Source organism: Priestia sp. ST2, from assembly GCF_055810735.1.
Genome location: NZ_JBVVNT010000014.1, coordinates 1 through 25,191, shown reverse-complemented (window position 1 = coordinate 25,191; position 25,191 = coordinate 1). Strand labels below are relative to the sequence as shown.

The 25,191-nt window shown below is 37.1% G+C and carries 28 protein-coding genes and 1 rRNA gene; 1 reads left to right on the top strand and 28 read right to left on the bottom strand.

What is annotated here, in order from left to right; genetic code table 11:
- Nucleotides 1–27: 27 nt before the first annotated feature.
- The 17 genes from mfd to metG all read right to left on the bottom strand — a co-directional run bounded on the left by mfd (nt 28) and on the right by metG (nt 17,093).
- The gene (gene mfd / locus AC0KUU_RS28700) at nt 28–3,558 is read right to left on the bottom strand and encodes a transcription-repair coupling factor (protein WP_043979015.1); all 3,531 of its coding nucleotides are present in this window, start codon (nt 3,556–3,558) and stop codon (nt 28–30) included.
- Between the two features lie 69 nt (nt 3,559–3,627).
- Nucleotides 3,628–3,858 (bottom strand): anti-sigma-F factor Fin family protein, encoded by a 231-nt coding sequence (locus tag AC0KUU_RS28695; RefSeq protein ID WP_013054869.1) that lies wholly within the window; start codon nt 3,856–3,858, stop codon nt 3,628–3,630.
- 59 nt (nt 3,859–3,917) lie between these two features.
- Nucleotides 3,918–4,475, bottom strand: coding sequence for an aminoacyl-tRNA hydrolase (gene pth, locus AC0KUU_RS28690; RefSeq protein WP_052500310.1), 558 nt, complete (start codon nt 4,473–4,475; stop codon nt 3,918–3,920).
- 139 nt (nt 4,476–4,614) lie between these two features.
- Nucleotides 4,615–5,244 carry a 50S ribosomal protein L25/general stress protein Ctc gene (locus tag AC0KUU_RS28685; protein ID WP_097825378.1) on the bottom strand — a complete coding sequence of 210 codons (630 nt, stop codon included), beginning with the start codon at nt 5,242–5,244 and terminating at the stop codon, nt 4,615–4,617.
- A 187-nt stretch (nt 5,245–5,431) separates the two neighbouring features.
- Nucleotides 5,432–6,385: a ribose-phosphate diphosphokinase gene (locus AC0KUU_RS28680; RefSeq protein WP_013054866.1), complete on the bottom strand. Its 954-nt coding sequence runs from the start codon at nt 6,383–6,385 to the stop codon at nt 5,432–5,434.
- Between the two features lie 18 nt (nt 6,386–6,403).
- Nucleotides 6,404–7,783 (bottom strand): bifunctional UDP-N-acetylglucosamine diphosphorylase/glucosamine-1-phosphate N-acetyltransferase GlmU, encoded by a 1,380-nt coding sequence (glmU, locus tag AC0KUU_RS28675; protein WP_014462060.1) that lies wholly within the window; start codon nt 7,781–7,783, stop codon nt 6,404–6,406.
- 194 nt (nt 7,784–7,977) lie between these two features.
- The gene (gene spoVG / locus AC0KUU_RS28670) at nt 7,978–8,268 is read right to left on the bottom strand and encodes a septation regulator SpoVG (protein WP_013054864.1); all 291 of its coding nucleotides are present in this window, start codon (nt 8,266–8,268) and stop codon (nt 7,978–7,980) included.
- A gap of 155 nt (nt 8,269–8,423) precedes the next feature.
- Nucleotides 8,424–8,801 carry a RidA family protein gene (locus AC0KUU_RS28665; protein ID WP_013054863.1) on the bottom strand — a complete coding sequence of 126 codons (378 nt, stop codon included), beginning with the start codon at nt 8,799–8,801 and terminating at the stop codon, nt 8,424–8,426.
- A 21-nt stretch (nt 8,802–8,822) separates the two neighbouring features.
- On the bottom strand, nt 8,823–9,644 hold the full coding sequence (purR, locus tag AC0KUU_RS28660) for a pur operon repressor (protein ID WP_013054862.1): 822 nt from the start codon (nt 9,642–9,644) through the stop codon (nt 8,823–8,825).
- Nucleotides 9,645–9,700: 56 nt separating this feature from the next.
- Nucleotides 9,701–10,570, bottom strand: a complete 870-nt coding sequence (ispE, locus tag AC0KUU_RS28655) for a 4-(cytidine 5'-diphospho)-2-C-methyl-D-erythritol kinase (protein WP_013054861.1) — start codon at nt 10,568–10,570, stop codon at nt 9,701–9,703.
- 198 nt (nt 10,571–10,768) lie between these two features.
- A complete protein-coding gene (locus AC0KUU_RS28650; RefSeq protein WP_013054860.1) occupies nt 10,769–10,939 on the bottom strand; it encodes a small, acid-soluble spore protein, alpha/beta type in 171 nt (56 codons plus the stop codon).
- A gap of 194 nt (nt 10,940–11,133) precedes the next feature.
- Nucleotides 11,134–11,367: a biofilm formation stimulator Veg gene (gene veg / locus AC0KUU_RS28645; RefSeq protein WP_013054859.1), complete on the bottom strand. Its 234-nt coding sequence runs from the start codon at nt 11,365–11,367 to the stop codon at nt 11,134–11,136.
- A gap of 273 nt (nt 11,368–11,640) precedes the next feature.
- Nucleotides 11,641–12,513: a sporulation peptidase YabG gene (gene yabG / locus AC0KUU_RS28640; RefSeq protein WP_013081339.1), complete on the bottom strand. Its 873-nt coding sequence runs from the start codon at nt 12,511–12,513 to the stop codon at nt 11,641–11,643.
- A 77-nt stretch (nt 12,514–12,590) separates the two neighbouring features.
- Complete coding sequence (rsmA, locus tag AC0KUU_RS28635; protein ID WP_013054856.1) at nt 12,591–13,469, bottom strand: 16S rRNA (adenine(1518)-N(6)/adenine(1519)-N(6))-dimethyltransferase RsmA; 879 nt, start codon at nt 13,467–13,469, stop codon at nt 12,591–12,593.
- On the bottom strand, nt 13,463–14,026 hold the full coding sequence (rnmV, locus tag AC0KUU_RS28630; RefSeq protein WP_043979029.1) for a ribonuclease M5: 564 nt from the start codon (nt 14,024–14,026) through the stop codon (nt 13,463–13,465). Before rnmV ends, rsmA begins: the two co-directional genes overlap by 7 nt.
- 223 nt (nt 14,027–14,249) lie before the next feature.
- On the bottom strand, nt 14,250–15,020 hold the full coding sequence (locus AC0KUU_RS28625; RefSeq protein WP_013081336.1) for a TatD family hydrolase: 771 nt from the start codon (nt 15,018–15,020) through the stop codon (nt 14,250–14,252).
- A 90-nt stretch (nt 15,021–15,110) separates the two neighbouring features.
- Nucleotides 15,111–17,093, bottom strand: a complete 1,983-nt coding sequence (gene metG, locus AC0KUU_RS28620; RefSeq protein ID WP_025601514.1) for a methionine--tRNA ligase — start codon at nt 17,091–17,093, stop codon at nt 15,111–15,113.
- A 566-nt stretch (nt 17,094–17,659) separates the two neighbouring features.
- Here metG and AC0KUU_RS28615 point away from each other — a divergent pair.
- Nucleotides 17,660–17,950, top strand: coding sequence for an AbrB/MazE/SpoVT family DNA-binding domain-containing protein (locus tag AC0KUU_RS28615; protein ID WP_170836841.1), 291 nt, complete (start codon nt 17,660–17,662; stop codon nt 17,948–17,950).
- A 32-nt stretch (nt 17,951–17,982) separates the two neighbouring features.
- On the opposite strand, the gene rsmI is transcribed toward AC0KUU_RS28615, so the two are convergent.
- The 11 genes from rsmI to rrf all read right to left on the bottom strand — a co-directional run.
- The gene (gene rsmI, locus AC0KUU_RS28610; protein WP_043979034.1) at nt 17,983–18,855 is read right to left on the bottom strand and encodes a 16S rRNA (cytidine(1402)-2'-O)-methyltransferase; all 873 of its coding nucleotides are present in this window, start codon (nt 18,853–18,855) and stop codon (nt 17,983–17,985) included.
- Nucleotides 18,833–19,120, bottom strand: coding sequence for a GIY-YIG nuclease family protein (locus tag AC0KUU_RS28605; protein WP_043979037.1), 288 nt, complete (start codon nt 19,118–19,120; stop codon nt 18,833–18,835). Before AC0KUU_RS28605 ends, rsmI begins: the two co-directional genes overlap by 23 nt.
- Entirely contained in the window at nt 19,107–19,853 is a 747-nt protein-coding gene (locus AC0KUU_RS28600; RefSeq protein ID WP_097825382.1) for a tRNA1(Val) (adenine(37)-N6)-methyltransferase, read from the bottom strand. The genes AC0KUU_RS28605 and AC0KUU_RS28600 overlap by 14 nt, the downstream gene beginning before the upstream one ends.
- Nucleotides 19,854–19,931: 78 nt before the next feature.
- Complete coding sequence (gene yabA / locus AC0KUU_RS28595; RefSeq protein ID WP_013054848.1) at nt 19,932–20,297, bottom strand: DNA replication initiation control protein YabA; 366 nt, start codon at nt 20,295–20,297, stop codon at nt 19,932–19,934.
- Between the two features lie 14 nt (nt 20,298–20,311).
- Nucleotides 20,312–21,139, bottom strand: a complete 828-nt coding sequence (locus AC0KUU_RS28590) for a PSP1 domain-containing protein (protein WP_013054847.1) — start codon at nt 21,137–21,139, stop codon at nt 20,312–20,314.
- Nucleotides 21,140–21,143: 4 nt separating this feature from the next.
- Entirely contained in the window at nt 21,144–22,136 is a 993-nt protein-coding gene (gene holB, locus AC0KUU_RS28585; RefSeq protein WP_025753146.1) for a DNA polymerase III subunit delta', read from the bottom strand.
- A 33-nt stretch (nt 22,137–22,169) separates the two neighbouring features.
- Nucleotides 22,170–22,499 carry a cyclic-di-AMP receptor gene (locus AC0KUU_RS28580; RefSeq protein WP_043979044.1) on the bottom strand — a complete coding sequence of 110 codons (330 nt, stop codon included), beginning with the start codon at nt 22,497–22,499 and terminating at the stop codon, nt 22,170–22,172.
- 63 nt (nt 22,500–22,562) lie between these two features.
- Nucleotides 22,563–23,189, bottom strand: a complete 627-nt coding sequence (gene tmk / locus AC0KUU_RS28575) for a dTMP kinase (RefSeq protein ID WP_043979046.1) — start codon at nt 23,187–23,189, stop codon at nt 22,563–22,565.
- A gap of 16 nt (nt 23,190–23,205) precedes the next feature.
- A complete protein-coding gene (locus tag AC0KUU_RS28570; RefSeq protein WP_043979049.1) occupies nt 23,206–24,630 on the bottom strand; it encodes an aminotransferase class I/II-fold pyridoxal phosphate-dependent enzyme in 1,425 nt (474 codons plus the stop codon).
- A 153-nt stretch (nt 24,631–24,783) separates the two neighbouring features.
- On the bottom strand, nt 24,784–24,966 hold the full coding sequence (locus tag AC0KUU_RS28565; protein ID WP_013081329.1) for a sigma factor G inhibitor Gin: 183 nt from the start codon (nt 24,964–24,966) through the stop codon (nt 24,784–24,786).
- A 139-nt stretch (nt 24,967–25,105) separates the two neighbouring features.
- Nucleotides 25,106–25,191: ribosomal RNA gene (gene rrf / locus AC0KUU_RS28560) — 5S ribosomal RNA — on the bottom strand; the annotation flags it as partial.

Here is a 25,191-nt window from a genome sequence, read left to right as displayed (position 1 = left end):
AAGAAGGCTCAAAAATGAGCCTTCTTTTTAATTCGTAACTTGTTCTTTTTTAACAGTGGCTACTCCTTTTACTAACTGGTACACAATATTGAGCCATTCTTTTTGAGCAAGTCCTTTTACATTAACCACTAATTTTACTTTCTTGCCTTCCATACCTAAGCTGACCATTCTGCCAAATTGATCACCTAGCATGAATAATTTCTGGCCGTCTACCGTTGAGCTCGCTTCTTCAGACAGCAGAATAGAAATTTCTTGTTTTGACTGAAGAATAGATTCTACTAAGTTCTGCGTTGCATATACTTTTGTTTCCGCTACTTTAAACAAATACTCAACCTCAGCCGGATACTCTCCAAAACGATCAATCATTTCATCCTGCAATTCTTGAATATCCTCTAGTGCTTCAATTCCTCTAAAGCGCTTATACATCTCAATTTTCAAGCGGCCGTCTGTAATGTACTGATCAGGAATATACGCGTCTAAGTCCAGATTCATTTCTACATTAAATTTCACATTTTCTCCGTCAGACCCGCGTCTTTCCTCTATCGCTTCTTTAAGCATTTGCGAGTAGAGATCGAAACCGACAGAATCGATAAATCCATGCTGCTGAGCACCCAGTAAGTTTCCGGCACCACGTATTGAAAGATCACGCATAGCAATTTTAAAACCAGAACCTAATTCGGTGAATTCTTTAATAGCTTGCAGACGCTTTTCAGCTACTTCTGTCAGTACTTTGTCTTTGTGATACGTAAAGTACGCATATGCCACACGGTTTGAACGACCTACACGCCCTCTTAATTGGTACAGTTGTGATAATCCCATCTTATCAGCGTTGTTGACAATAAGCGTATTTACATTTGGAATATCTACTCCCGTTTCGATAATGGTTGTACTCACAATCACGTCATATTCGCCTTCTAAAAAGCTTAAAATAACCGCTTCGAGTTCGGTTTCATTCATTTTTCCGTGGGCATACGTTACCCTAGCATCAGGCACGAGCATCGAAATTTCTTCTGCTTTTCGTTCAATATCTTCTACGCGATTATATAAAAAGTAAACTTGGCCATCACGCGCTAACTCACGCTCAATCGCTTCACGAACTAGAACCGGATTATACTCCACTACATATGTTTGAACCGGAAAACGATTTTCAGGCGGCGTTTCAATAACAGACAAATCCCTTACGCCCAACATAGACATATGTAATGTTCGTGGAATAGGCGTTGCTGTAAGTGTAAGGACATCAACGTTTGCTTTCATTTGCTTGATTTTTTCCTTGTGCGTTACACCAAAACGCTGCTCTTCATCGATAACTAACAATCCTAAATCTTTATAAATCACGTCTTTAGATAGTAAACGATGTGTACCAATCACTACATCTACGGTCCCGTTTTTTAACCCTTTAATTGTTTCTTGCTGCTGTTTACGGCTGCGAAAGCGGCTCAACAGCCCAATGTTGATTGGATAGTCTTGAAAACGCTCACGGATGGTTTCATAATGCTGCTGAGCTAAAATAGTGGTTGGCACTAAAATAGCCACTTGTTTTCCATCTGTCACAGCTTTAAACGCAGCACGAATGGCTACTTCCGTTTTTCCATATCCAACGTCTCCGCAAAGCAGACGATCCATTGGTCTTTCATGTTCCATATCCTTTTTAATTTCTTGTACAGAACGAAGCTGATCTTCGGTTTCTTGATAAGGGAAAGCTGTTTCAAATTCTCTCTGTAAATCGCCATCCGGAGAAAATGCATAACCTTTACTTGCTTCACGCTCTGCATACAGTTTAATTAAGTCATCAGCGATGTCTTGAACAGAAGACTCAACTTTTCGTTTCACTTTCTTCCAGTCATTTCCGCCAAGTTTATATACTTTTGGCTCTTTCCCTTCAGAGCCTACATATTTTTGTACTTGATCAATCTGTTCAACAGGAACGTACAGCTTGTCAGAGCCTTCATATTTGATATGGATATAATCTTTATGATTACCGTTAATCTCTAACGTTTCCATTCCTAAGTAACGGCCAATACCGTGGTTCACGTGTACGACATAGTCACCTACGTTTAACTCTGAATAGCTTTTAATACGCTCTGCATTGGAAAGCTTTTGACGACGCTTTGATTTCTTTACCCGTTTTTTAAACAATTCTTCCTCGGTTAAAACAGCTAATTTTTGCATCGGCAGTTCAAAGCCCATTTGTAAATCGCCTTCAATGATTTGAACAAGACCTGGCACAAGCTGACCATTTCCATCTAAAATAGATGAATCAATATCATAATCTGCCAGCACACCTTCAAGTTTTTTCACGCGCTCTTTATCTGCTCCTAAGAGGACTACCGTATAATTAGCATTTTTCCAACGTTCAATTTCACTTTTTAATAAGTTCATTTGGCCGTAAAACTGCTGCATCTGCTTACATGAAATATTAATAATATTTTGTGGACTAGTATACGATACGTGCTTCAAAAATAACGATAAGTATAAAAACTGATGTTTTGCTCGCTGAATAAGAGATGGGAGCTTATGAGATAATTGAACGTCTCGAACAATTTGCCCCTGTCCTAATAATTCGGTTATCCATTCAGCTTCCTCTGTTTCAAGCTGATCAGACGTTTCTTGAATTCGAGTGGTCTCATCAAAGATGACAAGGCCGCCTTCTGGTAAATAATCTAGTAAACTAGCAGGCGATTCGTAGAAGAATGATAAATACTTGAACATATTTTCAAGAAGTTGACCTTGACGCAGCTGTTCGATTTCACCTTTAATATTTTCTGTTAAGGTAGCTTTTAGCGCTGCGTTTTTTACTTGTTGCAGCGTCGAAGCCAGCTGTGCTTCTAGTTCTTCAATTCCTTGGGCTACTTCATTTTGATTCACAATGATTTCCGTAGCAGGGCCGATTGAAATTTCTTTTAACTGCTCTTGAGAGCGTTGATCCTCGATTGTAAAAGTACGAATGGAATCAATCTCCGTATCAAATAGTTCAATTCGGACAGGTAGCTCTTCTGTTAACGGATAAATGTCAATGATTCCTCCGCGCACACTAAACTCACCCGGAGCTGAAACCATCGATGCCCGCTCATAGCCCAACTCAACTAACCTTTTTAAATAATGATCAACGTCGATGTCAATTCCCATTTGAAACGGCAGCTGTGTTTGCTCCCATCTTGCTTTAGGAGGCAGCAGCTTTCGAATTCCTGCAAGCGGTGTTACAACTACTCCACCTGTATGTTGACTCCAATAATTGAGTACTTCAATTCGCTGAGCCTTTAATTCTGGACTTGCAATCCCCACTTCTGTAGCAACTAAATCGTTAACAGGGTATAAGAAAACGTCTTTTTCCGGTAAAAGATGCAAAAGGTCTTCATACACTTTTTGAGCTTGATATAAATTATGAGTCACTACTAATAAGGGGTATTTTTTATCCTCATTTAAGAGTGCCATTAATACAGATCGAGCTGAACCGGAAATTCCCGTTACTAACTGTTCTTTCAAACCTTCTTCTAAACTGCTGACAACAGCTCCAATTTCTTTATTTTCTTCAAATTGCTGTCTAATCCCTCGCAAAGGAATTCCCTCCTCCCATGATATGTCTAAACTAAACAGAAAAACGCTTTGGTTTGAGACCAAAGCTTTTTATTGTATAAATGTTTCGTACTGATGATAGTCTGGATTTCGTTCTAGCGCTTCTTGACAATCTTCACAAATAATTTTAACCACGATATCTCCACTATTATGGTAGTGAATAAAGTCTTTTCGTTCATCTGCGGTTAGGTGATTAAAACCGAGTGCTTCTGTATTGTGAGCTGTCTTTTCTATCATACCGACTTTTGCGCCACAATGTCTACAGAAATAATGAATAGACATACAAATCCTCCCAAATCTTTTAGTGTTAGTATGGACGATTGAGAGAAATTTTATTCTACTTAATTATAGCGATTCATTACTTCTAAGAACGGTTTACCTAAAAAATCCTCACTCGCGTGTACAGACGTTTTCATCGCTTCTTCCATATGAACCATTTCATCTTCTGTAAAGCGCCCTAGTACGTAATCAACTACTTTCATACCGTTTTTCGGACGATCGATTCCAATACGAATTCGGTTAAACTCTTGGGTTTTTAAATGCTGAATAATTGATTTTATTCCGTTATGGCCGCCCGGACTTCCTTTTGTACGCAATCTTACTTTTCCGCACGGTAAATCTAAGTCATCGTAAATAACAAGCAAGTCTTCGACGTCTATATCAAAATAGTCCATTAACGGGCGAATACTTTCTCCTGATAAATTCATATATGTTAGAGGCTTTAATAATATGACTTTTTCTCCTTTTATTATACCTGTTCCATATATTCCGTTAAACTTTGTTTTATCTAATGAAATCATAAACTGTTCAGCAATTTTATCAATTGCCATAAATCCTATGTTATGACGGGTACGGTCATATTCTTTTCCAGGATTCCCTAAACCAACGATTAATTTCAAAATAGATACTCCTTTCCACTCTATGTAAGTTGTACATAATAGGTAAATGTCTTTAATGTTTTACATTACTATATAGTATCACTTTTATTATAATCAATTCACACAAAAAGACGTAACCTTTTGGTTACGTCTTTTTATATTATTCTTTGTTATCTTTTTCTTTTGTTGCTTCAACATCGCCTTCAGCATCCTGAACTTCGCCGCTGTCCGGCTCTTCTTCCTGTTGAGGAGGTAGCACAGAAGCAACTGTATCTTCTGCATCATGCGTAATTTCTAGCTTTTTATCTACCTTAATATCCGCTACTGTGATTGTATCATTAATTCCTAACTCTGATACATCTACGTCAATAGACGATGGGATATCCTGCGGCAAGCCTTTTAATGAAATTTCATATAGAGACTGCTGTAATACGCCGCCTTCTTTTGTTCCTTTTGCTTCTCCTACTAGAGATAAAGAAACTTCAGTATCAATTTCTTTCTTCATGTCGACCACTTGGAAATCGGCGTGGACAATTTCGTTTTTTAATGGATCAGTTTGAATATCATGTAACATTACGGAATATTTTTGCTTATCCACTTGTAATGTTAACACTCCATTGCGTCCTGCTTCACGAATAGTCTTAATAAAATCAGCACTGTTTAAGTAAATAGGTGTGGATTCTGTTTTATTTCCGTAAACAACCGCTGGGAAGTTTCCTTCGTCGCGAATCTTTCTATTTGTAGAATTTTTGAAATCCGTTCTTTTATTTGCTTGAATTGAAATACTCATTTTATTCACCTTCCAGTATGTTTTCTACTTAAAATGTACCCTTTTTAGAAGGTTGCTAAACATGAAACCCAGTTTGAACAGTAATATATCTTTGTTCTTTCCGTCCAAAGCGCTTTAAAATCAAGGGTTAGCACATTTAAATTTTTTTCAAAAAAACCTCTTTCCAAATGGAAAGAGGTTCTGTTTATCAATCAAATAATGTACTAACTGATTGCTCTTCGTGAACACGAATAATCGCTTCACCGATTAACGGAGCTACTGAAAGTTCTGTTACTTTATCAATTTTCTTATCTTCTGTTAAAGCAATAGAGTTTGTTACAGCTAGCTCTTTGATTGTAGAGTTTTGAATACGCTCAATCGCAGGGCCTGAAAGCACTGGGTGTGTACAACAAGCATATACTTCTTTTGCACCTGCTTCAATTAATGCACTTGCACCAATTGTAATTGTACCAGCTGTATCAATCATATCATCAATCAAGATTGCTGTTTTTCCTTCCACTTGTCCAACAATGTTCATAACTTCTGCTACGTTTGGACGTGGGCGACGTTTGTCAATGATAGCAATCGGCGCTTTTAGACGTTCCGCTAAACGGCGAGCACGCGTTACGCCACCGTGGTCCGGAGATACAACAACAACGTCATCAAGGTTTTTACTTTTGAAGTATTCACCTAAAATTGGAACACCTACTAAATGGTCAATTGGAATATCGAAGAAACCTTGAATTTGAGGAGCATGTAAATCTAATGTGATAATACGAGTAGCTCCCGCTTTTTCAATGATATTTGCTGCTAATTTGGCAGTGATTGGTTCACGTGCACGAGCTTTACGATCCTGACGAGCATAGCCATAGTAAGGCATAACGATGTTAATTGTTTTAGCTGATGCACGTTTTAATGCATCAATCATAATTAATAATTCCATTAAGTGTTCGTTAACTGGAGCACTTGTTGATTGAATGATAAATACATCACAACCACGGATACTTTCTTCAATGTTAATTTGAATTTCACCGTCACTGAAACGATCAACCGAACATTTACCTAATTCCACACCAATTACTTTTGCGATCTCTTCAGCTAAAGCCTTGTTTGAATTTAGCGTAAATAACTTTAAATTTTCATCAGCATATACATTTGACATTTTATTGTGAAACCTCCGTCAGGATTTTTTATTAATATCAAGCTTTTCAGCATAGTTTTCTTTATTTACTTGTTTCGCACGAGCAATTGATAATGCTTTTCCTGGCACATCATCCGTTACGGTTGAACCAGCTGCAACATAGGCGCCTTCACCAATTGTTACAGGTGCAATTAAGTTTGAGTTACATCCTACGAATGCCCCATCTTCAATCTTTGTTAAAAATTTATTTTTCCCATCGTAGTTAACTGTAATAGATCCGCACCCTAAGTTTACACCTTTTCCGACCTCTGCGTCTCCAATATAACTTAAATGAGAAGCTTTGCTACCTTTGCCAAAAGATGCTTTTTTAATTTCTACAAAGTTTCCTACGCGCACTTCATCTCCAATTAATGATTGAGGACGAATATGTGCAAATGGGCCAATTGTGACTTCGTGACCAATTTCACTATCGTGAGCAACAGAATGGCGAATAGAAGTATTATTACCTATTTTGCAGTCTTTAATTTCACTGTTAGGTCCTACTTCACAATTCTCTCCAATTACAACTGTTCCTTGAATAACCGTACCAGGATAAATAACCGTATCTCTGCCAATGACAGCATCTGCTGAAATGTACGTGTTAGAAGGATCCACAATCGTCACTCCATTTAACATATGCTGCTTGTTGATGCGCTTTTTCATTGTTTCTTCTGCTTGAGACAGAGCAAATCGATCATTAACGCCCAATGTTTCAGCAAAATCGGATGTTTGATATGCAGAAATAATTTGACCTTCATTTTTTAGAATTTCGATAACATCAGGTAAATAATACTCTCCCTGTACATTATCATTTGAAACTTTTGAAAGTGTCTCAAATAATTTCTCATTATCAAAACAATACGTACCAGTATTAATTTCCTGTACAAGACGCTCTTGTTCTGTGGCATCTTTATGCTCCACAATCTTTTCAACAGACCCTTGTTCATTTCGAATGATGCGTCCATATCCTGTTGGATCTTCTGCATGAGCTGTTAAAATAGTTGCCATTGCATTTGTTGCTTCATGATGCTTTAATAAAGATTCAATTGTTTCAGCTGTAATAAGCGGAGTATCTCCACATACAACAATTGTCGTACCTTTTTCATGTGCAAGTAAAGATTCTGCTTGCATTACTGCATGAGCTGTTCCTAACTGCTCTTCTTGTAAAGCAAATAAGCTTTTATCTCCAACATGTGATTTCACTTTTTCGGCACCGTGACCTACAACTGTAATTAAATTTGTTAAATCCAAACGTGATAACTGATCAATTACGTGTTGCACCATCGGTTTGCCACACACAGGGTGTAACACTTTATATAAAGATGACTTCATACGTGTACCCTGACCAGCTGCCAATATGACTGCATATCTTTTTGACATAACAGGCCTCCAATTTTACCTTTTTATCCATTAAGAATATTATATCAAAAATGACAGCATTTCAAGGAATCATTTATAAGTCATGAATTTTATTTTTTGGTAATGCTAAAGTTTTACAAAGGTGTGAAATTATATAAGTGGTAATCAAAAAGAAAAGAGCCTACTTTTCAGTAGACTCTTAATGTATCATATGTTTACGAAGCACCCGCTTCTTCGAATTCAACTTCTACCTCACCTAAACGATGATATTCTGCTAAAACAGCATCTTGAATCTTTCCGCGAGTATTTGAATTGATTGGATGTGCAATATCACGGAACTCACCATCCGGTGTACGTTTACTTGGCATGGCTACAAATAAGCCATTATTACCATCAATCACACGAATATCATGAACAACAAATTCACCATCTAATGTGATTGAAGCAATCGCTCTCATACGTCCTTCAGTGTTCACGCGGCGTAATCTTACGTCAGTTACTTCCATCTTGTTCACCACCTTTTTCTATGCGAAGCTTTACATACTTAATTCCACAGAATTTTGTGTTTTCCTGCTATTCAGAAAAAATTTTTAGAAAATTTTCGCAAAAAAAGTGAACAATTGGAAGTTACTTGCTTTTTGTTAGAAATTTGTTAATTTAATTACCCTTTAACAAGCGCAATAACTTCAATTTCAACAAGTACATCTTTAGGTAGTCTCGCAACTTCTACACATGAACGTGCCGGCTTATGGTCCCCGAAGTAGTCGCCATAGACTTCATTTAACGCTGCGAAGTCGTTCATATCTTTAATGAACACGGTTGCCTTTACAACTGTATTTAGAGAAGCTCCAGCTTCTTCAAGAACTGCTTTTAGATTTTCAAATACTTGAGTAGCTTGTACTTGAACATCTCCTTCGACCAACGTACCATCTGGACGAAGTGGAATTTGACCTGAACTGTAAAACAAGTTATTCACAACAATTCCCTGTGAATATGGACCAATAGCTTGCGGTGCATTTTTTGTTTGAACCTGTAACATATGTTCCTCTCCCTTACTTGATCAAATATATTTTAAGTAATTGCCTTCTTGTACACGAATTTGTTTATCTTTGATATTTACATCTGTTAATTGTACAAGGGACACATACTCATCCACTAAACGTTCTTCAATATCTTCTGATTCTACTAAAACTCCAATACCAGCAACAGTTGCATCGAACTCTTCAAGCAAGCTAACCATTCCATTTACAGTACCGCCAGCTTTCATGAAATCATCAATGATGAGTACATTTGACCCGACCGCTAAACTTCTTTTAGCTAACAGCATTGTTTGAATGCGCTTAGATGAACCCGACACGTAGTTAATACTAACGGTCGATCCTTCAGTTACTTTACTGTCTCTGCGCACAATAACAACGGGCACGTCTAAATACTGAGCAACCGCATACGCAATAGGAATACCTTTTGTTGCTACAGTCATCACCACATCGATTTTGCGGTTAGCAAAAAGCGATGCATACAAGCGACCGATTTTATTCACAACGCGAGGGTTCCCTAAAATATCAGTTAAATATAAATATCCACCTGGCAGTAAACGCTCAGGTTTTTCAATCAACCCACATAATTCTTGAACAAGCTGACCGGCTTCTTCATTCGTCATCTTTGGAATGAATTTAACTCCGCCGGCAGCCCCTGGTAGCGTAACCAAAGTTCCGATACCCTGCTGTTCAAAAGTTTGTTTAATAATCGCCATATCTTCGCTAATAGATGATTTTGCGGAATCATATTTATCTGCAAAATACGTAAGAGGGATAAGGCGCTGAGGGTTTTGAATGAAATAGTTGGTCATATCAATTAATCGTCCACTACGTCGAAACTTCATAACATCCTCCTGAAAATCCGAATATTGTAATGTAAATATAACATTAACATACGGATTTATTCAAGCGTTATTCGTTCACCTAGTAGCCTAACTGCATAAACTTTATCACAAAAGCCACGTAATCCATTATAAATGCGATGCATACGTGAATCATGCTGTACAAGTCCAAATACAGTTGGCCCACTGCCGCTCATGAGCACAGCATCGGCGCCAAAACGCTTTATTTGTTCTTTAATGAGAGCTACTTCTGGATGCATTTTCAGCGTTACTGCTTCCAATACATTTCCTACAAGGCTACACATTTGATCATAATTTCCTGATTGTATGGCGTGAACCATCTCATCTACTTTAGGATGATCCATCTCTTCAATTTTTAAGTTTCGATATACATCTGCTGTAGAAACACCTATTTCAGGCTTAGCCAAAATCACCCAGCAGCTTGGAGGTGCCTCAATATGCTCTACAATCTCTCCGCGCCCTGTAGCAAGAGCTGTCCCTCCGTACACGCAAAAAGATACGTCAGAGCCAATCTCAGCCCCTATTTCTGCAAGTGTGTCTAATGATAACCCTAATTCCCATAACGTATTTAAACCGCGTAATGTAGCAGCCGCGTCACTGCTGCCTCCAGCTAATCCAGCAGCTACTGGAATATGTTTATCAATTAATATATTTACACCTTTTGAAATGTTATAACGTCGCTTCAAAATCTGCGCTGCCTGATAAGCGAGATTTCGCTGGTCATCTGGAACAAAGCGATTATGAGAATAGATAACAATTCGTCCATCTTCACGGTCAGAAAGTTCAATTCTGTCCGCTAAATCAATTGTTGTCATAATCATCTTAACTTCATGGTAACCATCTGGACGTTTATGTAACACATCAAGTGACAAATTTATTTTAGCCGGTGCTTTCACCATTAATTTCAACTTACTTCACCTACTTCATCTTATCGAGTTTAACGCTATTTTATCATAAAATGAACAAGATATAGCTGTTCATTTAAACATCTTTGTTTAATCCTCTGTTTTATCTTTCATTTTGAGACAAAAAAACCGAAGCGGTTATACACTTCGGTTTTCCTCATTTCACTTTAAATAGTCGTGTAAGCATTGATTTTCACTATGCTATTGCTTCAGCTGCTGCTGTGCAAGCTCTACAGCTCGCTTCACCATATTGCCTGCGTCTTTTGCCCGGATAGCGCCCCAGCCTTCTGCTTGTACAGTATCGTAAAAACCAAGTTCTTTAGCCAGTTCTTCTTTCAGCTTCGATGACATAATCCCTCTACGCCTTGACATTGCACATGGCTCCTTTACGTATAAAATGAAATTTCAACCTGAATCTCCTCGCTCTTTTACATAAGAAACGCGAGGACGATATGTATAGTATGTATAAAAAATAATGCATATATAATTTGAAAAAAAGACCAATAAAAAAGCAGTAAACCAATGTCCACTGCTCATCACCACTTGCTATATTGCCTATGTCATTCTTAGAAAAATTTCAGTTGCACTGTTTCCGTTAACACATCTGCGTAACTATACGAAACGCGCTCCAAAGAGTTTTCCTCTTGATCTAATTCAACGATAAAAACAGATGGGTACGTTTCTGTTAATACACCTGAACGTTCTACTGTTTTTCTACGACCACCGTTTGCTTTTAAAGTTAATCGTTGGCCTAGGTGCAAATCCAGCGCTTGCTTAATATCAGACAAAGTTTTCGCCATATTGGTCCACCTCACTATGTATAGTGTAACACATGTTAGAAAAATAGTCAAAAACATAAAATTATAACAATCTATCTCTAATTGTGTCAATAAATAATTTTCAACATGAATCTACATTTCGCTGTTAGTATGCTCGTTTTTCAACGAAATATGTATATCTTTAGCAAATATTGAAAATGGTTTTGTGTAATTAAGCGTATACTTTGGCTTCATACGAAAAAACAACTGGTTGCACATCATGCGTGTACATGCTGTAACCAGTTGTTTTTATTTCTACTCATCGCTTTCATAAGGCATGCCCGTGCGAAGCAGCCCTTTTGTTTCTACTCCTCCTAAACCTTTAGCACCCGTTAATGTATTACGTAAGACGTCCCATACATTAATACGATCTGTGAAAGGAGTAAAACTTAGTTTTGCTACTACATACACAGGGTCAAGAGCATGAATATTTACACGTGAAGGTGAACTAGCAAAGTTTGCTCCAGCTTGAATCAATAATTCAAAATGCGATTGACAGGCACCTGCAAAAATCACCAGCTGATCTAAATTACCAACTCTTTTTCTTGCTTCTTGGACTGTTTGAATATAGTGCTTGGAATGTCTATAAGCAAGGAGGTCATCTTTATTTCCTTTTCCTTTGGAATAGGCATCATGACCTGTCAGCACTAGAATATCGGGTCTTACATCCTCAATTAGCTTTCCAACCTTCTCAGGCATTTCTGACTCAACGCAATGAACACCATAAACAGGAACACCAATTTTTTCGTAAACCAACAAACATTTACGTAAATAATTAGGGTCTCCGTCTACGTGCAGGACCTTTCCTGGAATTTGAAATAAGCGATGTGAATGGCTGTATCCATTTGTCATGCTATATTCAGTTTTCTCTCGAACGAGCCGATAATCCTGTTGAATAAGCTCCAAGGATCTTTCTAAAAGTTCTTCTTCTTGTTTCTTTCTTTGATCCTGTTCTTTAGCATCCACAACCTCTAGATCTGTACAAGGAGCGTCCGCAATCAACCGAACGTCTTCTCCTATTAAAGTCGCATATTTCCCCGTTTCGCTGTCATTAATAGCTATAACACGAAAAAGCAAATCTCTTTGATAAGAAGGTCGTGTAACTATATCACCAATTTTGATGTTCATATGCTTCACTCCGTCTTTGCTACTTCAAAAATAAATTCTCTTCATAGCCTATGACTTCATGATAAAAATGTGATAATTTAGCGAAATGATTTTAAAAGTTGATCACTTAGCTTTCCAAATTCTTGAATAGATAATGTTTCGCCTCTTCGTTTCGGATCAATTTCAGCAGTTGAAAGTGCTTGTTCAATGTCCGCTTTTTTCTGCTTTCCATTTGGCAAGTTGTTCACTAGATTGTTTAAAATTGTTTTTCGGCGCTGTCCGAAGCTTGCTCGTACAACTTGGAAGAAGAATGCTTCATCTTGGACTTCTACCGCTGGCTTCGGTCTTCTTAACAATCGAATAACAGCTGAGTCTACATTAGGCTGCGGATTAAACACTGTTTTAGGCACAATCATAACCGTCTCAGCCTCTGTATAGTATTGAATAGCAATAGAAAGTGAACCGTACTCTTTTGTTCCCGGTTTAGCTGCTATACGGTCAGCAACTTCTTTTTGAAGCATAACGACGATTCCACGTACCGGAATTTGCTCTTCTAATAACTTCATCAAAATGGGTGTCGTCACGTAATACGGTAAATTCGCAACGACCATTAAATCTTCTATGTTTTCGAATTCTTGTTCGAGCGTCCCTTTTAAATCCGCTTTTAACACATCTTGATGAATAACTTTTGCATTTGAGTAAGGAGAAAGAGTATCAGCTAAAATCGGAAGCAAACGCTGATCGATTTCAAATGCCAGCACTTTTTTTGCGCGCTTTGCTAGCTGTTCAGTTAAGGCCCCGATACCAGGTCCAATCTCAATAGCTCCCGTTTCTTCTGTTATTTCCGCATGATCAACAATACGATGTAAAATGTTCGTATCAATTAAAAAATTTTGTCCCAAACTCTTTTTAAATGTAAAACCGTATTTCTTTAAAATTTCCTTGGTTCGATTAGGCGTTGCAATATCTTTTAACACGATCCCTTTTCCTCCTTATTTATCTGCTCAACAGCTCTGATAAAGTCCTCTTTTGAAATTTGGAACATGTGTAATCGTTTATGGAGCTGCTTTCCGTTGGCATAACCAATTTTTAATAACTTCCCTATTCTTTCACGTCGAGACTTGGCTTTACTATCTCCTATCAAACGAGCTATGATTAAATCCTCTTGAGAAATCTCCATAGCTGCCCCCATCCACTCTTGCTTCACATCTTTTAGTGCTTTTTGAATAGATGCAATAGAAGCATGTTCAACTCCAATACCTTTGCCATTTTTAGGACGAGCCTCTTCTTTATCTAAGAATGCATGTTTACATCCGGGAACACGTTCTGAAACAATATTTCGAATTCGCTGTCCTGGATAATCTGGATCTGTAAAAATAATCACGCCTCGTGTTTTTTGAGCTAATTTTACTTTCTCAATGGTTTCTTCATTTACAGCTGATCCATTTGTCTCGATGGTATCCGCATCCACTGCACGTTTAATTGCTACAGTGTCATCTCGGCCTTCTACTACAATAATTTCTTTAATCTTCATTGCTTCCTCCAAAACATTCAGTTTTGTTCATTTGCTTTTCAGTAAAAATGAAATGCTCATTGCGCACATCATTTTTCTTCTATGAAATCAACGTTTTATCTTATTATCAACTAAATTAAAAAACATCTACCTGTTATTTTAACTGAAAAAGGCAGAGGATAACATTCTCCTCTGCGCCTATCTTTACTTTAACACGAAAATGATTGTTATATGAGAAAAAGTTTTAATCATTAATGCCAAATAGCTTTTTAGCGTTAGCTGTTGTAATATCAGCTAATTCTTCATACGTTATCCCTTTTAACTCTGCAATTTGCTCTGCTACGTATGAAACATAACCAGGTTCATTGCGCTTGCCGCGGAATGGATGAGGAGTCAGATAAGGACAGTCTGTTTCAATTAATAGTTTATCTAAAGGAAGCTCTGTAGCAACTTCTTTTGGTTTTTTCGCATTTTTAAAAGTAACAGGTCCACCGAAAGAAATATACATATTCATATCCATACACTGCTTCGCTACTTCAATACTGCCCGTGAAGCAATGCATAATCCCGCCAACTTCTTCTACGTGCTCTTCTTTTAAAATGGTTACCACGTCTTCGGTTGCATCACGATTATGGATAATGATAGGTAAATTCACTTTGCGAGCTAAGCGAATTTGACGGCGAAATACGTCCTTTTGAACCTCTTTAGGTGATTTATCCCAATGGTAGTCTAATCCCATTTCTCCTAAAGCAACAACTTTCGGATGCTGAGCTAACTTTTCAATCCAAGCTAAGTGCTCATCCGTCATATCAACTGCATCTACTGGATGCCATCCTACACTCGCATAGATAAAGTCATACGTTTCAGCTATTTGAATAGCCTTTTTAATGGTAGGTTCATCAAATCCAACAACTACCATGTTTTGAACACCTTTTTCTAACGCACGATTAATTACTTCTTGCAAATCATCTTCATACTGTTCTGCGTTTAAATGAACATGTGTATCAAATAACATCTAATCGATCCTTTCCATGAATAAAAGGGGGTCCTCGCATGTTACACGTGAAACACCCCTTTTACCTATACTTATTTTATCTTCGTGTACTTATTTTATCTTCGTGCCGTTTGCTAAGTTTTGATCTACGCTTGCTAGTGAAAGACCATTCTCATCTTCCCCCGCTAAAATCATTCCTTGTGATAGTTCACCGCGCAGTTTCACAGGTTTTAAGTTGGTTACACAAATTACTTTTCGACCTACTAATTCTTCAGGCTTATAAAACTTGGCAATACCTGAGACAACCTGGCGTTTTTCATAGCCAAGATCAAGCTGCAGCTTTAATAGTTTATCTGCTTTTTTAACTGGTTCTACTTGCGTAACTTGCGCTACACGAAGCTCTACTTTCATGAAATCATCAATCATAATCTCTTCAGAAGGCTCTTCCTTCACAACAGGTTTTTCTTCCTTTGGAGCACTCCCTTGCATCTGCTCTTTAATAAACGCTACCTCTTCTTCTCGATCTAGACGAGGGAACATTGGCTCACCTTTTTCTACTTTTGTGCCTTCTTTAAGCATATTAAAACGCGTTGTGCTTTCCCACGTTTTTAACACATCTTCTTTTACACCAATCTGAGCAAAAATCTTCTCAGGTGTACGCGTTAAGAATGGCTGCAGCAATACCGCAATGTGACGAATTGATTCAGCTAGATGTGTCATAACAGAAGCAAGTTCTGCACGCTTATTCTCATCTTTTGCTAACGCCCAAGGCTGCGTTTCATCAATGTATTTATTCGTGCGGCTTACATATTGCCAGATAGAAGCAAGAGCCACTGAAAACTCCATATCTTCCATCGCTTCTTCATATTTGTTCACTGTATCTTTTTGAGCTTGGACGATAAGTGCATCAAACTCTGTTACATTACCTTCATAAGTTGGAATAACACCATCAAAATACTTATTAATCATCGCCACTGTACGATTAACTAGGTTGCCAAGATCATTTGCTAAGTCAAAGTTAATACGTTCAACAAACGCTTCTGGTGTAAATACGCCGTCTGAACCGAATGGAACTTCACGAAGTAAGTAGTAACGAAGGGCATCCAGTCCATAGCGGTCAATCAATGTCACTGGGTCTACTACATTCCCTTTTGACTTCGACATCTTTCCATCTTTCATTAATAACCAGCCGTGAGCAAATACTTTCTTAGGAAGTGGCAAATCAAGGGCCATCAACATGATTGGCCAATAAATAGTATGGAAACGTACGATTTCTTTTCCTACTAAATGTACGTTAGCCGGCCAATATTTTCGATAGTTTTCATCGTTCTCTGTATCATACCCAAGAGAGGTGATATAGTTAGAGAGCGCATCAATCCATACGTAAATAACGTGTTTTGGGTTACCTGGAACTTTTACCCCCCAATCAAACGTCGTACGCGAAACAGCTAAGTCTTCAAGGCCAGGCTTAATAAAATTATTGATCATTTCGTTTTTACGGGACTCTGGTTGAATAAATGAAGGGTTTTCTTCATAAAAAGCTAGTAAACGATCTACGTATTTCCCCATTTTAAAGAAATAGGACTCTTCTCGAACGAGCTCTACAGGGTGTCCGCTATCCGGGCTTTTTCCGCCTACAACTTTTCCATTTTCAACGATTGGATCTACTAGTTGATGCTCTGTATAGTACGTCTCATCGGGAACTGAATACCAACCTTCATACTCATCAAGATAAATATCACCTTGTTCTAAAAGACGCGCGAAAATCTTTTCCACGATTTCTTTATGTCTTGGTTCTGTTGTACGGATAAAATCATCATACGAAATATCCATCTTATCCCACAGCTCTTTGATTCCAGATACAATATCATCTACGTATTGCTGAGGTGTCACGTTTTTCTCTTCTGCTTTTCGCTGAATTTTTTGACCATGTTCATCTGTACCTGTTAAATAACGTACGTCAAACCCTCTCAAACGTTTATAACGAGCCATTGCATCTCCCGCTACCGTCGTGTATGCATGCCCTATATGTAATTTACCACTCGGATAATAAATCGGCGTAGTAATATAAAATGTATTATTTCCATCTGCCATGTTCATAACCTCCAACATTCCATTTCAACATTTTGATTTATATGTATGTAATCATATAAACCCTGTCTTCTTATTCTACTATCTATCATACTATTTTACATGATAATTTCAAAACATTCTCTTCCTATATACGCGGGAATATGACGGATTCACTTCATTTTTAAATAATCGTTATTTTCCCAAAAAATAATCCTGTTAATTGTATCAGCTTCGCCCTATTTTTATATAAAATATACCCTCATTCAAAAAGTCACTTTGATGAAAACGACAAATAGGTCTAATTTTGTCGTTTTATGTCGAATTATATTTACCCTATCTTCAAAATAGTTAATATCAAGCTATTTAGACGATTAATCTTTTTTCCAATGAAACCCCTTGTCATTCCTTGACTGACGGTCACAATTAGCTTGTAAACAAGTCGAGAAAAAAATTTTTTACCAGCTACATTTTTTTACATATAAAATGATTGACTAGTTTTGGAAACGCTGGTATTATGAAAGTACGTTGAAATTGTCGAATAATGACGAAAGTAATAACATAGAAAAATGATTACTGAGAGGAGAACGATTAATATGAAATCTACAGGTATTGTTCGTAAAGTTGATGAATTAGGACGCGTAGTAATTCCAATTGAATTACGACGTACATTAGGAATTGCAGAGAAAGATGCTCTAGAAATCTATGTAGATGAAGAGCGCATCATCTTAAAAAAATACAAACCAAACATGACTTGCCAAGTAACAGGTGAAGTATCTGATGATAACATTCAACTTGCTAGCGGCAAATTAATTCTAAGCCGTGAAGGTGCAGAACAAATCATGAAAGAACTTCAAGATTCTTTACAAGCTTCTAAATAAAACGAAAAGCTGTCTATGATAGACAGCTTTTTTTAATGTACGTGATATTCACTATAAATGTCTCGCTTTGACACATCTCGGTCTTTTGCCACTTGCTTAATAGCTTCTTTGTTTGAAAGTCCTTCTTCTACATAGTGATCAACATGCTCAATAATGGTGAGCTGTTCCCACCATAGATTACTTTCATCTGGCGCTTCTTCATTTGTCCCTTCAAGAATTAAGCAAAATTCGCCTCTAATATCTGTAGCATTTGTCCATTCCATTGCTTCTAATACACTTCCTCTTAAAAATTCTTCATAACGTTTTGTTAACTCTCTACATAACACAATAGATCGGTTCCCTAAAATTTCTTCTATACTCTTTAGCGTTTCTTTTAATCGATGAGGAGCTTCATAAAATATCATGCTTTCCTTAATATACTGAAGCTCTTGAAGCTGTTCTTTACGCTGTTTTTTATTTCTGTTTAAAAATCCATAAAAGTAAAACTGCCCCGTAGGTAGTCCCGAAGCAATTAAAGCTGTTAATGCTGCGTTAGGCCCCGGCAGCGGAACAACCGTATATCCTTCTTTAACGGCAGCTACCACTAACTCATAACCAGGATCTGAAATACAAGGCATGCCCGCGTCGCTTACTAAAGCAATATTTTTTTCACTGTCTAAGTCGCTTAACAGCTGTTCACTTTTTGTATGTTTATTATGTTCATGATAACTTGTAATAGGTGTATCGATCTCAAAGTGGTTACATAGTTTTTTCGTTTGTCTCGTATCTTCTGCGGCAATATAATCAACTTCTTTTAAAATTCGAATCGCACGAAATGTCATATCCTCTAAGTTTCCAATAGGAGTGGGAACTAAATATAAAACGCCTCGTTCATTCGATACATCATAACTTTTTTGTGATTTCATTCTGCTTTTCTTGCTCCCTTCGAATGTAAGCCTGTTTTTTCACTCTGCTTAACTGTTTGAACCAATATTCTTTTTGCATAGCTTCTGTTTTAGAAGTAAACACCTCATGCCAAATTAATGAAACAGGCCTTCTTGCTCTCGTATATTTTGCCCCTTTTCCTTCATTATGGACAGAAATACGTTTTTGCAAATTATTCGTGTAACCAGCGTAATACGTACAGTCCTTGCATTCAACTACGTAAAAATAATGATTATTTTGTTCCATATAAAATCCTTTTTAATTCGTCCGTGTATTCATCATTATCTTGGTAGACCACCAGCGGAGGAAGAATCTTTAAATCTGGACTTCCATCCTTCGTACCTTCAATTAAAAGTGTATTTGCTTCTTTCCCATCTTTAGGATAGACAAACTGAAGTCTCTTTGGCTCTAAACGGTACTGCCTCATTAACGTAACGATATCTAACAGTCTTCCTGGACGGTGAACTAATGCCACTTTTCCGCCTTGCTTCACTAGTTGACTGCTGGCTCTAATCACATCTTCCAACGAACAATGAATTTCGTGGCGAGCGATTGCAAAGTGTTCGTTTTCATTTATCTCTTCTTTATTGGATGTGGTGAAATAAGGAGGATTACATGTTACAACATCATATTTTCCATAACCCAGTTCTTGAGGCGCATTTTTTAAATCACCATGTATCATTTTAATCTGCCCATCGAGCTGATTATACACAATACTTCTTTGCGCCATACTATGTAGCCGCTCTTGAATTTCTACACCAATAATTTTTCCCTTTGTTCGTTTAGATAAAAACAGGGGGATTACACCGTTCCCTGAACATAAATCAACCAAGTTACCTTTACGAATTGGGACATAAGCAAAGTGAGATAAAAGCACAGCATCCAATGAAAAGGAAAAGACAGACGGACTTTGAATAATGCGCATCTCCTCATCGGCTAATAGATAATCTAAACGTTCATCTCCATATAACTCAACCATAGTCGTTCTTCTCCTTGTACATCTATTATTTACATCTTTTACTCATAAAAAGAACCTCTCCAAAAGGGAGAGGTGGTGTTACTTTTTATTTAAAAATGACAAGCAAAACAAACAGTCTCCATCTTTACGCACACTTCCATAATGAATGTTACAAATATGAAAACCCTCTTGGTAAAGGCGAGCCAAATTGTCATATCCTTCTCCGATATCAATTTGTTTTTGCTCTTTTGTTTGAGCGCTTGCTTTTGAATGTCTATTTTTCAGCTTCGTTTCGAAGTTTGTCTGGTCAAGGCGACGGCGCAAATGATCATTTTCTATTTGCAGGTGATGATTTTCTTCAATTAGCTCAGCAAGATGCTCTTTCAACTCACCTAACTGCTTATATAAATGACCAATTTGTTCCTCCATGTTTGTCACCGAATCAAAAATCTCTTTTTTATCCACCTTTGCCCACCTCGTTAATCTGTGGCTTGAAACGAAACAGCACCTTCATTATTGATCTCATCCAGAGTATACTCTAAAATTTGTTCGTGATCTGACAGTTCCACTTGAATAATTCTTTCCAAAATATTCAAACCCACTACACGTCCTGAACCATCTGAAGTTTTAATTGTTGAGCCTATATCAGGAAGCTGTTCTTTTGCCGTTTCATACTCATCATTTTCATATTTTAAACAACACATCAAACGTCCGCATAAACCAGAAATTTTCGTTGGATTAAGCGATAGGTTTTGGTCTTTGGCCATCTTAATAGAAACCGGCTCAAAATCACCTAAAAACGTTGAGCAACATAGCATACGGCCACAAGGACCTATCCCGCCCAACAGTTTTGCCTCATCTCGTACACCGATTTGACGAAGCTCAATTCGCGTACGGAAAATAGCAGCTAAATCTTTAACTAACTCTCTAAAATCAATACGGCCGTCTGCTGTAAAATAAAAAATGACTTTATTACGATCAAACGTATATTCTACATCTACTAACTTCATATCTAAATCGTGTGATTGAATTTTTTGCACGCATACGTCATACGCTTCTCTAGCAGCTTGTTTATTTTCATCCACAATCAGCCTGTCTTTTTGTTCGGCAATGCGGATTACTTTTTTCAAAGGAAGTACGACATCGTGTTCACTTACTTGCTTTTTATTAATAACCACTCTGCCAAATTCAACACCACGAACTGTTTCTACAATGACAAACTCACCATCTGGAATTGTAAGTTCTCCAGGGTCAAAATAATATATTTTTCCCGCTTTTTTAAAGCGAACGCCTACTACATCATACAAGCTTTTATCCCTCCTGCAAATCCAACACCAGCTGTTCCATTAATAACTGTAGATTCATATTTGAATTTAATTTATTTTTGGCCTTCAAGATAACCTCTAAGCGATAAATCGCTTTTTCCTGCGTTGTCTGAAGAGCTTGCTGTTTTAATTCTTCTATTTTATGACGATAGACGATTTTAGACTCTTGTCCAACTTGCAGCGTCAACAAATCACGATAAAGAAGCATCAATAAAGTTAAACCAATATGTGCTTGTTCTTTTTCTTTAAAATGTGTTACCCACTTTTCATGAATAAAAAGAAGAGCTTGTTGAGGTCTCGTTGTTAACACTTCATATAATTGTATCACTAACTTTATTGCAAGTCCAAACCATTCATCTTTACTTAATTCAATTGCTTCATCAATGCTGTTTGTTAAATTAGACAAGATGGACGCATCTACTGCGGAAAGGCCATTTTCTACTAGTTTTTCAGCTAACTGTTCTGGTGTAAGAGATCGAAATGATATTACTTGGCAACGTGAGATAATCGTATCTAATAAGCGCTGTATATTTTCTGTTAATAAAACTGCATAAGTTCCGTTGCCAGGCTCTTCTAAAAATTTCAGTAAACTATTTGCTGCGCTTACTGTCATTTTATCAACATGATTCACAATATATAACTTTTTATTAGATTCAACACCGGTTTTTGTGAATTCTGATTGCAAAAATTGAATTTGCTCTTTTTTAATCGATAAACCAGCTGGCTCAATCAAGTGAATATCTGGATGATTACCTGAATCAATTCGCCGGCAGTTACTGCACTCATGGCATGGCCTATGATTAACTGGATTTTGGCAAAACAGCGCTTTAGCAAACAAAAAACTAATTTGTTTTTTACCTGTTCCTTTGCTTCCTTCAAATAAATAAGCATGAGCAACTCGCTCTTTAAGTAAGCTGTTTTGCAAAATCTTTAATACGTTCGGCTGAAGAGCTTCAAGCTGTTCCCATGTATTTCCCATTCAATCATCACTTTCTATTTAAAATCTTCTCTCTTAAAATTGATGAAATTGATCTACTGGTAGTACGAATACTGTAGCTCCGCCCACTTCAACTTCAACAGGATACGGAATGTATGAATCTGCATTACCGCCCATCGGTGCCACAGGAGAAATCATCTGTCTGCGGTTTTCACATTGGCCCTTAATAATATCAAGTACTTCATCTACTTTATGATCATCTGTACCAATCATAATTGTTGTATTCCCTGATTTTAAAAATCCGCCCGTACTTGATAATTTGGTTGAACGAAACCCTCTTTCTACAAGTGCATTTAAAAGCTTTGAGCTATCTGAATCTTGAATAACGGTCATTACTAATTTCATGAATAACACCTCATTTTACTTTTTTGTTAAGAATAGTATAGCAAGAATAACAATCATCTGTATTTATTTTAAAATCAATTTTATTTGTTTATAAGCTTCTTCACAGACTTTTTCAACGGATTGATTTGCATCAATTCGTCGAATACGCTCTGGAAATTCACTCAAAAGAGATAAATATCCATCTCGTACTTTATAATGAAAGTCTAAGGATTCTAAATCTAATCGATTAATCTCATCTTTTCGACCTTTATTAATTCTTTCTAATCCTACCTCAGGCTCAATATCAAAATATAAAGTGGCCTGTGGCATCGTTTGCTCAATAGCAAATTGATTGATAGCAAAAATATCTTCTACGCCTATGCCCCGCGCATTTCCTTGATAAGCAAGTGAGCTATCAATAAAACGGTCACATAATACTATATTCCCTTTATTTAGCTCAGGAATCACTTTTTCTACAAGATGTTGTCTTCTAGCCGCAGCATAAAGAAGTGCTTCGGTTCTGGCATCCATTTCCGTATTAGATGGATTTAAGATGATTTCACGAATTTGTTCAGCAATTCGTATGCCTCCAGGTTCTCTTGTTAATACAATGGTATAACCCTCTTGTATTAATTTTTGTTGAACCATATGGATGATCGTCGTCTTACCAGCACCTTCTGGCCCTTCGAATGTAATAAACGTTCCTGACATGTATAAATTCCTTTCTCTATTTAAATACTTCTATCTTTCCTTCTTCCATACAAGATCCGCCCTGAATATGACCATTTAACCTTTGAATATGCAAAATATAGTCAATATGATTGCTTGTAATCGTTTCTCCCTCCATTAAAATGGGGATTCCAGGAGGATATGGAATAACAGATTGTGCGCTTACACACCCAATCGCCTCTTCAAACGAACACATATGCTTTGATCTTAGTTTTCTTTCTTCCATAGGCAGGAGAACCGTTGCTCTTGAAAAACGAAATGGTTTGATTATTGGTTTTTCATATGACTTACGCTGTATATTCTCTACTGCTTGTCTAACCCGCTTAATTGTATCATTAAAATCCCAACTGCTGCTCAAAGGTAGAACAAACAATACATAGTTAACGTCAGCTAGTTCTGTATAAATATCTTGCTTTTCCAGTTCCTTTTGCAAATGATATCCTGTTGCAGCCGAACAAGTCAACGTCATTTTCAAAAGGTCGGTAGCAGTTTGATCTGTTTCCACATCAATAGTTGAAAGTGTATCAATCTCATTAATCTTTTCAACAAACGAATGAATATTATCAGTCATTCTATCAATATCATGCTGAGTAAACTGCTGCAGATAATACCGTGCTAAATCAAGAGAAGCCATAATAGGGTATGAGGGACTGCTTGACTGCAGTACTTGTAGGTAATGCCGAACGCTTTGCTTATTTATCAACGTCCCCTGAATATGTAAATAAGAACCCATAGTCATAGCAGGCAGCGTTTTATGTGCTGACTGAACAACAAGATCCGCTCCATACGTAACAGCTGACGACGGAAAAGGATTACCTAAAATAAAGTGGGCTCCATGAGCTTCATCAATAATTATAGGAATATTGTAGCCATGAATAAAGTCAATGATCTCCTTTAGATCTCGCGCCACCCCATAGTAAGTAGGATTTGTTAATACAAATGCTTTTATATCCTCAGAACCCTCTACAGCTGCTTTAATTGTTTTAATGGATACACCTGTACTAAGATGTGTTTTTGAATCTATTTCAGGAGCTAAAAAAATAGGTGATGCCTTTGATAAAGCAATAGCATTAAAAATAGATTTATGAGAATCTCTTTGAACAGCAATTTTATCTCCTTCTTGACAAAGGGATAAAATCGCGGCGAGATTGCCTACAGTAGAACCATTAACTAAAAAAAAGCTTTCATCTACTCCATACAACTTTGCCGTTAAATCTTGTGCTTCTTTAATAACAGATTCTGCTTCATGTAAATCATCTAATCCGCTAATTTCTGTTAGATCGTATTGCAAAAAGTCTGCGTAAGAAGACTGAATATATGAAGGTAGAATTTGACCATTTTTATGGCCGGGCACGTGATAAGAGAGTGACCTCTTTTCGCTGTGCCTTACTAAACGGTTATATAAAGGTAAATATGTATCCATACATCCATTCCTTACTTTTTGTAAATATAACATTGCTAACTTGATAAAAGAATATGTAAGTATTTTTTCTATCAAAATTGATTTTTCTTTCATTATAACAAACTTAGTTGATTTTTTTGAGCCATATAAAGAAGCCCTTATAAAAAAGGGCTTTTAGTAAGAAAACGCTCCTGATATTCTCTTTAATTGATTTACTAACAATTGATAACGAAAATGAGATGAATCCACCTCTACAATCTCTACCTCGCAGTGTTGGCATATAAAGCTGGAAAACACCTCAATACCCTTTGTATGCTGTTCATGACAAACGGAACATGTTTTAATTTGTTTTTCCATTACTCTCCACCTCCACTAAATAAGTATCGACAAGATGTAACTTCTTTATGCACTTCATTTACCCCATTTTATGTAGATAGCTTATACTCTGTGAATAATAAAAAAAGGACTAGCTAAAATAGCTAGTCCTTTTTCAGGTGCCTGGCAACGTCCTACTCTCACAGGGACAAAGTCCCAACTACCATTGGCGCTAAAGAGCTTAACTTCCGTGTTCGGTATGGGAAC